Consider the following 13069-nt stretch of genomic DNA (forward strand, 5'->3'; position numbering starts at 1 on the left):
TCGAAGGATGAAGGCCCGGCTGGTGCTGCTGGGCAAGCCAAGCCCCTCGCCCTTCGAGACGGCCGCTTGCGCGGCCTCCTCAGGGTGAGGGGCACACCGAGGGTGTGGGAGCGCCCTCCCCAAATCCCGCGCAACTGTTTCACTTTGCGACGCTTTTCCCGTTCGCTTTAAGCTTCGGAACGACTCTAGAACGAATCGCGGCCGAATCGCTGACTCCCTATTGAGTCCCGTTCCGTTCACGCAACATGTCGCGGGACTCGTGTTGGTTGCGCACTAGATGGAGTTTTGCGGAGGCGCACAAGCGACCGGGGTGGTTAAAGCTGGGGATGAGGCTGAGTCGAATCAGAATCGGGGAGGAGTCAAATGGATTCCCGGATGAGGGCCGTCAAAACACAAAGTGCGAAAACAACCCCATGCACAGTAGGTAAGTGATTGATATTGCTTAGCCTCCGCCGAACCCTCGTCGTTCCGGGGCGCGACGCAGTCGCGAACCCGGAAATCCATCGCGCAACCGTCTCTGCGGCCTGATGGATTCCGGGTTCGCGCCAAGGGGCGCGCCCCGGAATGACGGAGAAACTTACTGCGTCTTCGCCACCCTTGGCGGCTGGGGGGCGGTGATGAAGCTCGTCGCTTCCAGCATGGCCGGGCCGAGCGGGGTCGGCACTTTCAGCCAGAACGGGACCAGGATGCGCGTGCCGGCGATGGGGGCGAACGCGATTTCCATGTTGCGCTGGGCGGCGAGGTATTTGATCACGGGGCGATCGGGGATGTAGCCGGCGATCGGCACGAAATAGATCGCGCAGACCACGACCGGGCCCTTGTACCCCTTCTCCGCCTTCACGGTCTCCATGCGCTTGAAATCGAGCTTGAGCTCGTAGCGCATGCGGCCGTCGAACACGGGCGCGGCGTTGTGGCAGGCCTCGGGCGCAACGGGATCGCCGGTGCCGGGCACGCGCAGCAGCGAGGCCGTCATCGGATCCCACACGCCGCGGCGATGCGCCTCGGTGACGACGATACGATCAGGATCGACCGGCGGCTCCGGCAGAATGGCAAAATCCTTCACATTGCCCTTGTCGAGGGTGATGCGGATCTCTTCGGTCTTCTTCTGGGTGGTGGTGGAGGCCTGGTAGCCGGTCGCAACCAGCGCGCCGTTGACCACGCGCCCCTGGCTGGCGCCGGTGCCGGACCCGCCCGTGAACGACTTCAAAAGCCCGCTAGTGCCGCCGGCGGCCGCCGCCGAGAACACGTCGTCCTGAATATCGATGTTCCAGGCGCCCTTGCCGACGGAAATGCCCGCCAGCGTCGCCTCATATTGCGCCTCGAGCTTGCCCTGCGCCGCCGCCGGCGTCGCGCCCGCCGCCAATGCCAGCACCAGGCCGCAAAGCGCCATCAGCCGGCCGGCCAGACGCGGTCGGGCGAAGCGCAGATTCTGCGCAAAATGAAGCGTTATCGGCACGAAACAATCCAATCGGGGCGCGATGCGCAGTTACTTAAGCCAAAAACGGCGGCAAACAATGTGTCGGGGCATCCCGCCCCGGGAACTCCACCGGACTCTTCGACGGCGAATACGCCCTTTATGTGATGGTAAGGCGCGACAATCATTGCCGTTTTGGTGATCGGGCGGTAACGGGGGCCGCTGTCATGCCCCGCGAAGGCGGGGCATCCAGTACGCCGCAGCGCCTCTGGTCAGCCGCGCCGCCGCGGGGTACTGGATCGCCCGGTCAAGCCGGGCGATGACACCTGTTGTGGGGCACGAGATCGCCACCCAAAAACTTGACGCAGGGCCCCTTCCCCCCTATACGTCCGCCCGCTCCCTGCAAGGACGAAAGAATTTGCCCCCGTGGCGCCTGAATGGCGGCCGCACTCGTTGGGGGTTCGAACTAAAGGATTTATGCCATGTCTCGCCGCTGCGAACTGACGGCCAAGGGCCCCCTCGTCGGCCACAAGGTCAGCCACTCCAACATCAAGACCAAGCGCCGCTTCCTGCCGAACCTCGTCAACGTGACGTTCATCTCGGAAGCGCTGGGCCGCAACGTGCGCCTGCGCGTCTCCACCAACGCGATCAAGAGCGTCGACCACAATGGCGGCCTCGATGCCTACCTGCTCAAGGCCAATGCCGATGCGCTCTCCCCGCGCGCGGTCGAGCTGAAGCGCGCCATCCAGAAGAAGGTCGGCGACACGGCGCCGGCGAAGCAGGCGAGCTGAGATTTTTTAGAATAAGGGCGGGGGCTAAGTTGCGTCGCGTGGCGTAGGCTTAGCCGAGTAAGAGTTTGAGTAGCGGCCGGATCGGAAGATCCGGCCGTTTTTGTTTTAGCCGTCCCTACTTTCTGCGCCTAAACACGCCACGAAAGAGAAGCGCTCGATTGTTTCGTCTGATCTAACGACCCAAAAGCACTGGGTGTTGTAGTCGGCCGACATGACCTCGAAATGATTGATACCCGGACCGATCTTATCCTCGGCATCTGGGTGTCGTCTGAGCAGGGCGGCCAAGTCTTTGCCGTCCTCATCGCTCACACGTTCGCCCGGCTTGTAGCGATTCAACATGGCCCTGAAAAAAGCGACCGCATCACCCTTCTTCGTAAACTGTCTAGTCGCAATCTTGATCGGCTGGCCCTTCGACACAGTATCCTCTCGTCCAAATGTCTACACAGCTTATTAGAGAAATATCCATTATAGTCTCCCTTTAAGCGAAATGTTTCAATTATGAATACGGTTGATTAGAAGGCCGCTCCGCCCGGCCGGGTATTGATATGCCGATTTCTATGAAGTTTGCGAAATGCTACCCAACCCCAGACGAACCGACTTGGCGCGGCTTACAGCTGCTGGAAGTCGAGGAGTTTGACATATTTCTCAGCGGCCCTGTCAGAGACCGCGTTACGGATGCAGCATTTGAGCAAGAGCTGGCAGATGACTTGGCCGCCTTGGCGAGTGATCGAAGGACGCGAGTAATATCGGCACCTCGCTATTGGAAGGTTTGTTGGGTAACCGAATTCTCGGACGATGGTCCCTGCACCTCTTTTCCGCCATACTCGCTTTTTCCGCTATACTCGCTCCGGTAGCATCTCCAGGAGGCGCATCCCATGGAGACCGCAGCCAAGCCCGACCACAAGAATCTCGTCATCTGCTGCGACGGGACCGGCAACGAGACCTCGCAGAACATCTCCAACGTCCTGAAGCTCCATCGCTGCCTGCGTCAGCCGGACAAGATGCAGCCGCGGCAGATGGTGCCCTACGTCTCCGCGGCCGGCACCGCAGCCCCACCCGTAAACACCCCCCGCGCGCGTTAACCGTCCATTAACCAACGCACCCTAGCCTGCGGTAATCGTCCAGCCATCATTAGCTCGAAATGCCTTCCCGGTTCGCTCCAGGAGAAGCGCCGATGTGCGTTGAGTTGTTGACGTATGCCGATCTCGGTGCCCGCCTCAATGTCTCGCGCGAGGCCGCGCGGGCACTGGCGCGGCGTCGCCGGTTGCCGCGCTCGCGGTCGGACGACGGCAAGGCGGTGGTGAGCGTCGATCTCGCCGAGCTCCGCTACACGCCCCGCCCGCGACGCGCCCGCCGGGCAGATCCCATCGCGGCCTCCCTGGCCAGGATCGAGGCGGTCAAGACCGAAGTCTTCAAGGCGGAGATCGCGCGGCTCGAATCCGTCGCAACCGCCTACAGGGTCGTGTTCGAGCGCGAGCGCGAGCGTGCCGATCGCCTCGCCGTCGAGCTGACGCAGGCGGCCGCCGAGACGACGGCCGCGAATGCATGGGCGGCACGACTGGAAGACGAAGTGGCGGCGCTGCGGAGCGATCGCCGCCCTGGCGGCTCGATCGCGGGACACGCGGCGCGCCGGTTGGGGCATCTGGCCGCCTTCATCGTGCAAGCAGACCGGGCGGCCCGCAGCTAGCACGCGAGACTTTCTTTAACCCCCGGCTTGCCGGAGCAATCGCGAGGGAAGCATGACTGGCAATACCGATATCCATGAAATGAAGGCCCGCATCGTCGTGTTCGGCGTCGGCGGCGCCGGCGGCAATGCCGTCAACAACATGATCACGGCCGGGCTGCAAGGGGTCGAGTTCGTGGTCGCCAACACCGACGCGCAGGCGCTGGCGATGTCGAAGGCGAAGCGCCTCATCCAGCTCGGCACGAAGGTGACCGCGGGCCTCGGCGCCGGCTCGCAGCCGGAACTGGGACGCGCCGCCGCCGAAGAGGCGATCGACACGATCCGCGAGCAATTGACCGGCGCGCACATGGTGTTCGTGACTTCAGGCATGGGCGGCGGCACCGGCACCGGGGCTGCACCCGTCGTCGCCAGAATCGCGCGCGAGCTCGGCATCCTCACCATCGGCGTGGTCACGAAGCCGTTCTACTTCGAGGGCCAGCGCCGCATGCGCTTTGCCGAAGCCGGCATCGAGGAGCTGCTGAAGACGGTCGACACCCTCTTGATCATCCCAAACCAGAACCTGTTCCGGGTGGCCAGCGAGAAGACCACGTTCGCCGATGCCTTCGCCCTTGCCGACCAGGTGCTTTATTCGGGCGTGGCCTGCATCAGCGACCTCATCGTCAAGGAAGGCCTGATCAATCTCGATTTTGCCGACGTCCTCTCCGTGATGAAGGAGAAGGGCAAGGCCATGATGGGACGGGGCGAGGCCTCCGGCGAGAAGCGCGTGCTCGCCGCCGCTGTCGCCGCGATCTCCAATCCGCTGATCGAGAACCCCTCGATCAAGCGTGCCAGCGGCCTCATCATCTCCATCACCGGCGGCAAGGATCTGATGCTGTACGAGGTCGACGAAGCCGCGACCCGGATTCGCGACGAGGCCGATCCGGATGCCAACATCATCGTCGGCGCGTCCTTCGACGAAAGCCTAGAGGGCATCGTCCGCGTCTCGGTGGTGGCGACCGGTATCGACAATCTCGACCCGGCGCAGGCGCAGCCGGTGGAAACCGCCCTCACCCAGCTCGCCGGCAGGCTGCGCAACGACGGCCGCCGCATCGCCGATCGCATCGAGCGCAGTGCCCCCCTTGCGCTAGCGGGCAGCCCGCCACTGCGCCCGCAGCCACACCACCCGGTGGGACCGCCGGCACGGCCGGGTCTGGACCATGCGCCGCAGGCGGCGCTTCAGCCGCTTGATCCTTACGGCCGCGCCCCTGCGCGCAATCTGCCCGACGAGGCCGCTCTCGATATTCCGGCTTTCCTGCGCCGCGCGGCGAACTGAGCGGTGGCCCAACAATAGATCGTCATCCCGGGGCGCGACGAAGTCGCGAGCTATGATGCGCAATTGCGCATCTGAGGATCCATTTGGCCGCAGTGGCGGTTGAGGGATGGATTCTCAGGTGCGCAATTGCGCACCGTAGCTCGCGCCAAGAGGCGCGCCCCGGAATGACGGCGTAGAGCGTGCGCAGCCGCCGAGGCTTCACGCTGCCGTGCTGTGCGGCTTCTCCGCTGCTTCCTTCTTGTCCGTTTCCTTGTCGCGGGACAGCCAGGCCGGAAAGCGAAGCAGGCGTTCGTTGGTGTCCTTCGGCAGCTCGACGGGCGGCGCTTCGACGGCCGAACTCGGCAAGTCCAGCGCTGCGTGGCCGGATCGCACCGCATCCGCGCGCTGATCCAGTTCACGGAGCAGGGGATCGAGCACGCTGTCGATCTCGGTCGCCACCGACACCAGGAAACTGTTGAGCTCGCGCGCCTCGGGCACAACTGCCGCAGCCTGCTCGACCGCCCTGGAGAGACCGTCGACGACAGGTGCGAACGCGCCGGCGGCTTGCTTGATTCGCGTCTTGATCAGTTCGATCTCGGTCAGGACGCGCTCACGCTCCCGCCTTTTCTTCTCCTCCGAAAGGCGGGCTTCGATTTCGGCGATCTGGGCCGTCAGGGTCGTGGCTTCGGATGCGAGCGCATCGCGTCTGCCGCGCGCGCGATCGAGATCGCGGCTGAGATTGTCCACTAAGTCGTCCCTTGCGAACATGGCTTTGCTCCATAGGACAGGCGTTCTGCCCTGTAGGACGGCCTTGGCGCGAACCGCCAGCCTCGCCGCCGACCGGATGGCCGGATCGGCCGAAACAGGCATCAATTTCCGTCGCGTCACATGGGCCGACATGGTGATCCCCCATCGTCAGCATTAGGCGACCGCATGGTTAACAAGGGGTTAATGTCAACAGACGATGCGGCCATGGGGCTGCATGCGGGCGGCGTCGCCCGCCGGTCGGCTGATCGATGCCAAAGCCTTGCCGTCCGCGACATATTTCCCGGACAGCCCTTCCTCTCCTCGCTGCCGCACATTTTCCGCTATACTCGCCCCGGTAGCATTCCCCGGAGGCGCATCCCATGGAGACCGCAGCCATTTCCGACCACAAGCCCGCCGGCAAGAACCTCGTCATCTGCTGTGACGGCACCGGCAACGAGATCTCGGAGAACATCTCCAACGTCCTGAAGCTCTATCGCTGCCTGCGCAAGACGGACAAGACGTCGCCGCGGCAGATGGTGTTTTACGATCCCGGCGTCGGCACCATGACGGAGCCGTCGACCTGGGGGCGCTGGAAGGCCAACATCAAGCTGGTGCTGGGGCTCGCCACCGGCTACGGGCTCGATGACAACGTGCTGTCGTCCTATTGCTTCCTGATTCAGCATTACGCGCCCGGCGACAGGATCTACCTGTTCGGCTTTTCGCGCGGCGCCTACACGGTGCGCGTGCTGGCGGGGCTGATCCACAAGGTCGGGCTGATCTCGCCGGAGCAGGCGAACCTCGCCGGCAGCGGCCTCATCGCCTACAAGCAATATTCCGGCAGCGGGCGCGGCAACGACGTCGAGGACCTCAAGGGCATCGTGTTCGACGAGAGCGGGCCGCTGCCGAAGGACGAATTCGACCTTGCCGCGCAATTCGCGCGCATCACCTCGACGCGCTGGCCGACCATCCATTTCGTCGGCGTCTGGGACACGGTGGCGAGCGTGATCGTGCCGCGCGCCGACCGCTTCTACCTGCCGAGCCTGGAGGAGCTCGCCTTCACGCTGCGCGATCCGAGCGTAAAAATCTTCCGGCAGGCGATCGCGATCGACGAGCGGCGGCGCATGTTCCGCCTGAAGCCGTACGCGGAACCGCAGGAGTTCTGGAGCAACCGCTACGTGCCCGACGAGAAGAAGGTGCCGCAGGACATTTTGCAGGTCTGGTTCGCCGGCGTGCATTGCGACGTCGGCGGCGGCTATCCGGAGGCCGAGAGCGGCGAATCCAAATATCCGCTGCTGTGGATGATCGACGAGGCCGAGAAGGCCGGGCTGAAGTTCAACCCGCGCACGGTGAACCAGCTCGCCTGGGGCATCCAGCGCAAGAACTCGCCGTTCAGATACGTCGAGCCCGCCTATACCGGGACAACCGGCATGCTGCACGATTCCATGACGGCGCTCTGGCGCGTGCTGGAGCTCTTGCCGAAGAGCGCGAAGTATAGGGAATGGCCGGCGCGGAAAGTCTGGTTCGGCTTCTACATCCCCGATGGCGAGCCGCGCCTGATCCCCGAAGGCGCGCATGTGCATGAGAGCGTGCTGAAGCGCATGGCGGTGGAGCCGGATTACCGGCCGGTGAATTTGCCGAAGGATTACGTGACGGTGCCGATGCCGGTGCCGCCGGGGGTGGATCTGGCGGCGGGAGCGGAGGTGGAGGGGGTGACGGGGTGAGTGGCGGGGGCGCGCCGCTCTTACCCTCCCCTGGAGGGGGAGGGTCGGCACGCGATCGAGCGAAGCGAGATTGCGTGACGGGGTGGGGTGACGGTCTCTCAGCGGATGCACTGCCCGTGTTGAGAGATCACCCCACCCCGCTCGCGCTGCGCGCGATCGACCCTCCCCCTCCAGGGGAGGGTGGGCACTCCGCTACCGCTAGTTTTGCCATTCGCCGACACTTTTCGTTAAAATTCTCGGGCGCGGCTTAGGGGGATCGCATCATCTCTTTTCCATGATTGGGACAGATCACCCGCCGCGAGACCTGCGGAGTTGGAGGAGACGTGCCAATGCATCCGCGCAAGTTTGTTCGTGTGAAGCCCGCAGGCCTGGTGTCACGCCAGGCCAAGATCATCACCGACCCGCGCGCGCCGGTAATCCCGTGCACGCTGATCGACTATTCGCCCGGCGGGGCCTGCGTCGATCTCGGCGGTCAGGTGAAGATTCCCGATCGCTTCGAGCTGCTCCACGTCAACACCAAGAAGCGCTGCCGCATCGCCTGGAAGCGCGGCACGCGCGTGGGCGTGGTGTTTTGAGGGAATAGCGGCGGGCCGTCCCTGCCTTTGTGGCAGGAATCGCATTTGAGAGACTTTCCCTTGCCGCCATCCTTCGAGACGCCCGCTTTCGCGGGCTCCTCAGGATGAGGGCGGAGTGTGCGGCGGCCGTTTCGATGGGCACCGGCGCTGATGAGCCTCATCCTGAGGAGGCGCGTAGCGCCGTCTCGAAGGACGAGGCGTGCGCGCCGGCGCCGCCACGGCCCTGCCCCCGCGCTGCAAACCGGCCAGCGTCTTCGCGCATGACTGACGTGGCGGGCTCGGCTAGATTGCCTCCCAACAACAAGAACGATTTGTCCGGGGAGGACAGGCGTGCACCAGGGACGTGTCGTTTTCGGCGCGATCGAGGAGGTCGTGTTCGGCCATCCTGCGGCTGAAGCCATCGTCGCGCAGATGGACCGGCTGGGAACAAGCCGCGCCTTCCTGATGGTGTCGGGCACGCTGAACCGGCAGACCGACGAGATCGAGAAGATCAAGCACGCGCTCGGCCGGCGCTGCGCCGGCCTGTTCGACGCCATGCAGGCCCATACACCGCGCGAGGCGGTGATCGCGGCCACTCAAGCGGCTCGCGAGGCGGGCGCGGACCTGATCGTCACCGTCGGCGGCGGTTCCATCACCGACGGCGCCAAGGCGGTGCAGCTCTGCCTGGCCAACGGCATCGACGACATCGGCGGCATCGACCGCATCCGCGTGCGCAAGGGCGTCGCGCCCGAGATGAAGGCGCCAATCGTGCGGCAGGTCAGCGTGCCGACCACGATCGCCGGCGGCGAGTTCTCATCGATCGCGGGTGTCACCGACCGCGCCGCGCAGGTGAAGCAGATGCTGCGGCATCCGCTCACGGTGCCGCGCGCGACCATCCTCGATCCTGCCATCACCGTGCACACGCCGGAATGGCTGTTCCTGTCGACCGGCATCCGCGCCGTCGACCATTGCGTCGAGGCGATCTGCTCGCGCGAGACGCATCCTTATGCCGATGCGCAAGCGGTGAAGGGCCTCGCCATGCTCGCCGACGCGCTGCCCCGGGTGAAGGCCGACCCATCCGATCTCGATGCGCGGATGGACGCGCAGATCGGCACCTGGCTGTCGATGGGCGCGCTCGCCGCCGGCGTGCCGATGGGCGCGAGCCACGGCATCGGCTACGTGCTGGGCGGGGCCTTCGACGTGCCGCACGGCTACACCTCCTGCGTCATGCTGCCGGCAGTGATGCGCTGGAATGCGCGCGACAATGCCGAGCGGCAGATGATCGTCGCGGCCGCCATGGGCTATCCCGGCCGTGACGCCGCCGACGTGCTCGATGCCTTCATCCGTTCGCTCGGCATGCCGCGCAGCCTCAGCGACGTACGCATCGCGCCGGAGCATTTCGATGCGATCGCAGAAGCTGCGATGCGGACCAACTGGATCCCGCGCAACCCGCGCAAAATTTCAGGTCCCGCCGATTTGCGCGAGATCCTGCTCCTTGCCGCCTGATCGAAAGCCGGAGGATCGATGTACACAGGTACACACGCCCGCCTGCGCCCGCTGCAGCCCGCCTTCATCATGGCGGCGACGGGCGAGGCCGTCACCTATCGCGAGCTCGACGCGCGCAGCAATCGGCTGGCGCATCTGTTCCGCAAGCACGGCTTGAAGCGGCTCGACCATTATTCGATCTTCATGGAGAACAACGCGCGCTATCTCGAAGCCTGCGGCGCGGGCGAGCGCTCCGGGCTCTACTACACCTGCATCAACTCGTTCCTGACGCCGGGCGAGCTCGCCTATCTGCTCGTCAACAGCCAGTCGAAGATCCTGATCACGTCGATGGCCAAGCTCGCCATCGCGCGCGAGGCGATCCAGGCCTGCCCCGACATCAAGCTCTGCATCGTCGCCGACGGCCCCGGCGAGAGCGAGCGCATCGTTGGCCTATCGGAGGTGACCGCCGGTCTGCCGGCAACGCCGATCGAAGGTGAATGGCTCGGCACCGCCATGCTCTATTCCTCCGGCACGACGGGACGGCCCAAGGGCATCTTGCGCCCGCTGCCGGAGGAGCCGCCGAAGCACAATCTGCCGCTGTTCGATTTCCTGTTGAGGCTCTGGCACTACCGCGAAGGCATGGTCTATTTGTCGCCGGCGCCGCTCTATCATTCCGCGCCGCAGGCTGCCGTGAACCTCACGATCCGCATGGGCGGCACCGTGATCATCATGGAGAGCTTTGATCCCGAGCGTTACCTGCAGCTGGTCGAGCAATGGGGCATCACCCACACGCAGCTGGTGCCGACGATGTTCTCGCGCATGTTGAAGTTGCCGGAGGAGGTGCGCAAGCGCTACGATTTGTCCTCGCTGGAGATCGCGATCCACGCCGCCGCGCCCTGCCCGCCGCAGGTCAAGGACGAGATGATCAGATGGTGGGGACCGATCATCCACGAATATTACGGCGCCACCGAAGGCCTCGGCTTCACCGCCTGCAACAGCGAGGAATGGCTGGCGCATCGCGGCACCGTCGGCAAGGTGCTGCTCGGGGATTTGCATATCCTCGACGAGAACATGCGGGAATGCCCGACCGGCACGCCCGGCCAGGTCTGGTTCAAGACGGCAACGCCGTTCGAATATTTCAACGACCCGGAGAAGACCAAGGAGGCGCGCTCTGCCGATGGCAGCATGAGCACGGTCGGTGACGTCGGCTATGTCGATGCCGACCGCTTCCTGTACCTGACCGACCGCGCCACCTTCATGATCATCTCCGGCGGGGTGAACATCTATCCGCAGGAATGCGAGAATCTCCTGATCACCCACCCCAAGGTCGCCGACGCCGCCGTGTTCGGCGTGCCCAATGCCGATCTCGGCGAAGAGGTGAAGGCGGTGGTGCAGCCGATGCCGGGCGTGGTGCCGGGGCCGGCGCTCGCCGAAGAGCTGATCGCGTTCTGCGCCAAATCGCTATCGCGGCAGAAGGTGCCGCGCTCGGTCGATTTCGAGAAGGAATTGCCGCGGCTGCCGACCGGCAAGCTGTACAAGCGGCTGCTGCGGGACCGGTACTGGGGGAACAAGGCCTCGCGGATCGTGTGACGGCGCTCGGCGCGCGCGCTCTTCGCAACCGCACTCTCATCGTGAGACGATGAACACCCTGCGGCCTTCCGTCATCCGAATTGTCGAGGCGGCATGTGGCCTTAGCGGTTGCCTCCGCCCGCTTGCGTGCTATCGTCCGGACAAACAGGCCGCAAAGGCCGAGGTCCAGGGAGGATGAGCATGCGGAGCGTGTGGGCGCTCGCCGCAATGGCGGCGCTATCTGTGCTGACGGCCTCGACCGTCACGCTCGCCGGCGAGCCCAAACAGGGCGGCATCTTGCGGATGTATCACCGCGACAGCCCGGCCAACGCCTCCATCCTCGAAGGCGCGACCTATTCGATCAACGTGCCGTTCATGGGGGTGTTCAACAATCTCCTCATCTACGATCAGCACATCGCGCAGAACAGCCCCGATACTTTGCGGCCGGAGCTGGCCGAAAGCTGGTCCTGGAGCAGCGACAACAAGAAGCTGACGTTCAAGCTGCGCCAGGGCGTGAAATGGCACGACGGCAAGCCGTTCACCTCGGCCGACGTCAAGTGCAGCTTCGATTTGCTGATGGGCAAGTCGCAGCAGAAGCTGCGGCAGAATCCGCGCAAGGCCTGGTACAGCGAGGTCAACGAGGTCACGACGAACGGCGAATTCGAGGTCACCTTCGACCTGAAGCGGCCGCAGCCTTCGCTGCTGGCGATGCTCGCCTCCGGCTACACGCCGGTCTATCCCTGTCACGTCTCGCCGGGGGACATGCGCACCCATCCGATCGGCACCGGGCCGTTCAAGTTCGTCGAGTTCAAGGCCAATGAATCGATCAAGCTGACGCGCAATCCGGACTATTGGAAGAAGGGCCTGCCCTATCTCGACGGCGTCGAGTACACCATCATCACCAACCGCTCGACCGCGATCCTGGCCTTCGTCGCCGGCAAGTTCGACATGACCTTTCCGACGCACATCACGATCCCGCTGCTGAAGGACATCAAGTCGCAGGCGCCGAACGCGACCTGCGTCGTCGAGCCGACCAACGTCTCGACCAACATCATCGTCAATTCGACCTCGGCACCGTTCGACAACATCGACATCCGCCGCGCGATGTCGCTCGCGCTCGACCGCAAGGCGTTCGTGGACATCCTGTTCGAAGGCCAGGGCGACATCGGCGGCACCATGCTGCCGCCGCCGCAGGGCATCTGGGGCATGCCGAAGGAGAAGCTGGAGACCATTCCGGGCTATGGCCGGGACATCAACGCCAACCGCGAGCAAGCCAGGAAGCTGATGCAGAAGGCGGGTTACGGTCCGGACAAGCACCTCAACGTGAAAGTCTCGACACGCAACATCGCCGAATATCGCGACCCCGCCGTGATCCTGATCGACCAGCTCAAGACCATCTATATCGACGGCGAGCTCGACGTCGTCGAAACCGCGAACTGGTTCCCGAAGGTCGCGCGCAAGGATTACATGCTCGGCCTCAACCTCACCGGCAATTCCGTCGACGATCCCGACCAGTCGTTCTACGAGAACTATTCCTGCGGCTCGGAACGGAATTACACCAATTATTGCAACAAGGAGATCGAGAAGCTGTTCGACGTGCAGTCGCAGGAGACCGACCTCGCCAAGCGCAGGCCGCTGGTGTGGGACATCGACAAGAAGCTACAGGAGGACGTCGCCCGCCCGATCATCTTCCATGCACGCGCCGGCACCTGCTGGCAGCCTTATGTCAAGGGCGTCACGATCATGTCGAACAGCTCCTACAACGGCTTCCGCTACGAGGATGTGTGGCTCGACAAGTAAGCCAGGCTGACGA

General features: G+C 64.3%; 12 protein-coding genes. 9 read left to right on the forward strand and 3 right to left on the reverse strand.

Annotation, left to right across the window (positions count from 1 at the left end; genetic code table 11):
• Nucleotides 1-577: 577 nt before the first annotated feature.
• Nucleotides 578-1390, reverse strand: coding sequence for a DUF3108 domain-containing protein (locus tag N2602_RS38015; RefSeq protein ID WP_260383807.1), 813 nt, complete (start codon nucleotides 1388-1390; stop codon nucleotides 578-580).
• Nucleotides 1391-1896: 506 nt separating this feature from the next.
• Here N2602_RS38015 and rpmB point away from each other — a divergent pair.
• Nucleotides 1897-2205 carry a 50S ribosomal protein L28 gene (gene rpmB, locus N2602_RS38020; RefSeq protein ID WP_260381277.1) on the forward strand — a complete coding sequence of 103 codons (309 nt, stop codon included), beginning with the start codon at nucleotides 1897-1899 and terminating at the stop codon, nucleotides 2203-2205.
• A 105-nt stretch (nucleotides 2206-2310) separates the two neighbouring features.
• Here the strand turns inward: rpmB and N2602_RS38025 are convergent, their stop codons facing one another.
• Nucleotides 2311-2622 (reverse strand): DCL family protein, encoded by a 312-nt coding sequence (locus tag N2602_RS38025; RefSeq protein WP_260381278.1) that lies wholly within the window; start codon nucleotides 2620-2622, stop codon nucleotides 2311-2313.
• Nucleotides 2623-3080: 458 nt separating this feature from the next.
• Between N2602_RS38025 and N2602_RS38030 the strand changes: the two genes are divergently transcribed.
• From N2602_RS38030 to ftsZ, 3 genes are all read left to right on the forward strand, one after another.
• Entirely contained in the window at nucleotides 3081-3287 is a 207-nt protein-coding gene (locus N2602_RS38030) for a phospholipase effector Tle1 domain-containing protein (protein ID WP_409241880.1), read from the forward strand.
• 92 nt (nucleotides 3288-3379) lie between these two features.
• A complete protein-coding gene (locus N2602_RS38035; RefSeq protein ID WP_260381279.1) occupies nucleotides 3380-3892 on the forward strand; it encodes a hypothetical protein in 513 nt (170 codons plus the stop codon).
• Between the two features lie 52 nt (nucleotides 3893-3944).
• Nucleotides 3945-5201: a cell division protein FtsZ gene (gene ftsZ, locus N2602_RS38040; RefSeq protein ID WP_260381280.1), complete on the forward strand. Its 1257-nt coding sequence runs from the start codon at nucleotides 3945-3947 to the stop codon at nucleotides 5199-5201.
• A 198-nt stretch (nucleotides 5202-5399) separates the two neighbouring features.
• On the opposite strand, the gene N2602_RS38045 is transcribed toward ftsZ, so the two are convergent.
• Nucleotides 5400-5948, reverse strand: a complete 549-nt coding sequence (locus tag N2602_RS38045; protein ID WP_260381281.1) for a hypothetical protein — start codon at nucleotides 5946-5948, stop codon at nucleotides 5400-5402.
• Nucleotides 5949-6307: 359 nt separating this feature from the next.
• On the opposite strand from N2602_RS38045, the gene N2602_RS38050 reads away from it, so the two are divergent.
• The 5 genes from N2602_RS38050 to N2602_RS38070 all read left to right on the forward strand — a co-directional run bounded on the left by N2602_RS38050 (nucleotide 6308) and on the right by N2602_RS38070 (nucleotide 13056).
• Nucleotides 6308-7648 (forward strand): DUF2235 domain-containing protein, encoded by a 1341-nt coding sequence (locus tag N2602_RS38050; protein ID WP_260381282.1) that lies wholly within the window; start codon nucleotides 6308-6310, stop codon nucleotides 7646-7648.
• A gap of 329 nt (nucleotides 7649-7977) precedes the next feature.
• Nucleotides 7978-8223, forward strand: a complete 246-nt coding sequence (locus N2602_RS38055) for a PilZ domain-containing protein (RefSeq protein ID WP_027565029.1) — start codon at nucleotides 7978-7980, stop codon at nucleotides 8221-8223.
• Nucleotides 8224-8553: 330 nt separating this feature from the next.
• Nucleotides 8554-9708, forward strand: coding sequence for an iron-containing alcohol dehydrogenase (locus tag N2602_RS38060; protein ID WP_260381283.1), 1155 nt, complete (start codon nucleotides 8554-8556; stop codon nucleotides 9706-9708).
• 18 nt (nucleotides 9709-9726) lie between these two features.
• Complete coding sequence (locus N2602_RS38065) at nucleotides 9727-11277, forward strand: AMP-binding protein (protein ID WP_260381284.1); 1551 nt, start codon at nucleotides 9727-9729, stop codon at nucleotides 11275-11277.
• Nucleotides 11278-11457: 180 nt separating this feature from the next.
• Nucleotides 11458-13056: an ABC transporter substrate-binding protein gene (locus N2602_RS38070; protein ID WP_172789682.1), complete on the forward strand. Its 1599-nt coding sequence runs from the start codon at nucleotides 11458-11460 to the stop codon at nucleotides 13054-13056.
• Nucleotides 13057-13069: the final 13 nt, after the last annotated feature.

The sequence above is a fragment of the Bradyrhizobium sp. NC92 genome, from assembly GCF_025200865.1.
Classification (GTDB): domain Bacteria; phylum Pseudomonadota; class Alphaproteobacteria; order Rhizobiales; family Xanthobacteraceae; genus Bradyrhizobium.

Bases quoted from the DNA above. Each gene is read 5' to 3' on its own strand.
- N2602_RS38015 (WP_260383807.1), bottom strand. From the start codon at position 1,390: ATGGCGCTTTGCGGCCTGGTGCTGGCATTGGCGGCGGGCGCGACGCCG.
- rpmB (WP_260381277.1), top strand. From the start codon at position 1,897: ATGTCTCGCCGCTGCGAACTGACGGCCAAGGGCCCCCTCGTCGGCCAC.
- N2602_RS38030 (WP_409241880.1), top strand. From the start codon at position 3,081: ATGGAGACCGCAGCCAAGCCCGACCACAAGAATCTCGTCATCTGCTGC.
- N2602_RS38035 (WP_260381279.1), top strand. From the start codon at position 3,380: ATGTGCGTTGAGTTGTTGACGTATGCCGATCTCGGTGCCCGCCTCAAT.
- ftsZ (WP_260381280.1), top strand. From the start codon at position 3,945: ATGACTGGCAATACCGATATCCATGAAATGAAGGCCCGCATCGTCGTG.
- N2602_RS38045 (WP_260381281.1), bottom strand. From the start codon at position 5,948: ATGTTCGCAAGGGACGACTTAGTGGACAATCTCAGCCGCGATCTCGAT.
- N2602_RS38050 (WP_260381282.1), top strand. From the start codon at position 6,308: ATGGAGACCGCAGCCATTTCCGACCACAAGCCCGCCGGCAAGAACCTC.
- N2602_RS38055 (WP_027565029.1), top strand. From the start codon at position 7,978: ATGCATCCGCGCAAGTTTGTTCGTGTGAAGCCCGCAGGCCTGGTGTCA.
- N2602_RS38065 (WP_260381284.1), top strand. From the start codon at position 9,727: ATGTACACAGGTACACACGCCCGCCTGCGCCCGCTGCAGCCCGCCTTC.
- N2602_RS38070 (WP_172789682.1), top strand. From the start codon at position 11,458: ATGCGGAGCGTGTGGGCGCTCGCCGCAATGGCGGCGCTATCTGTGCTG.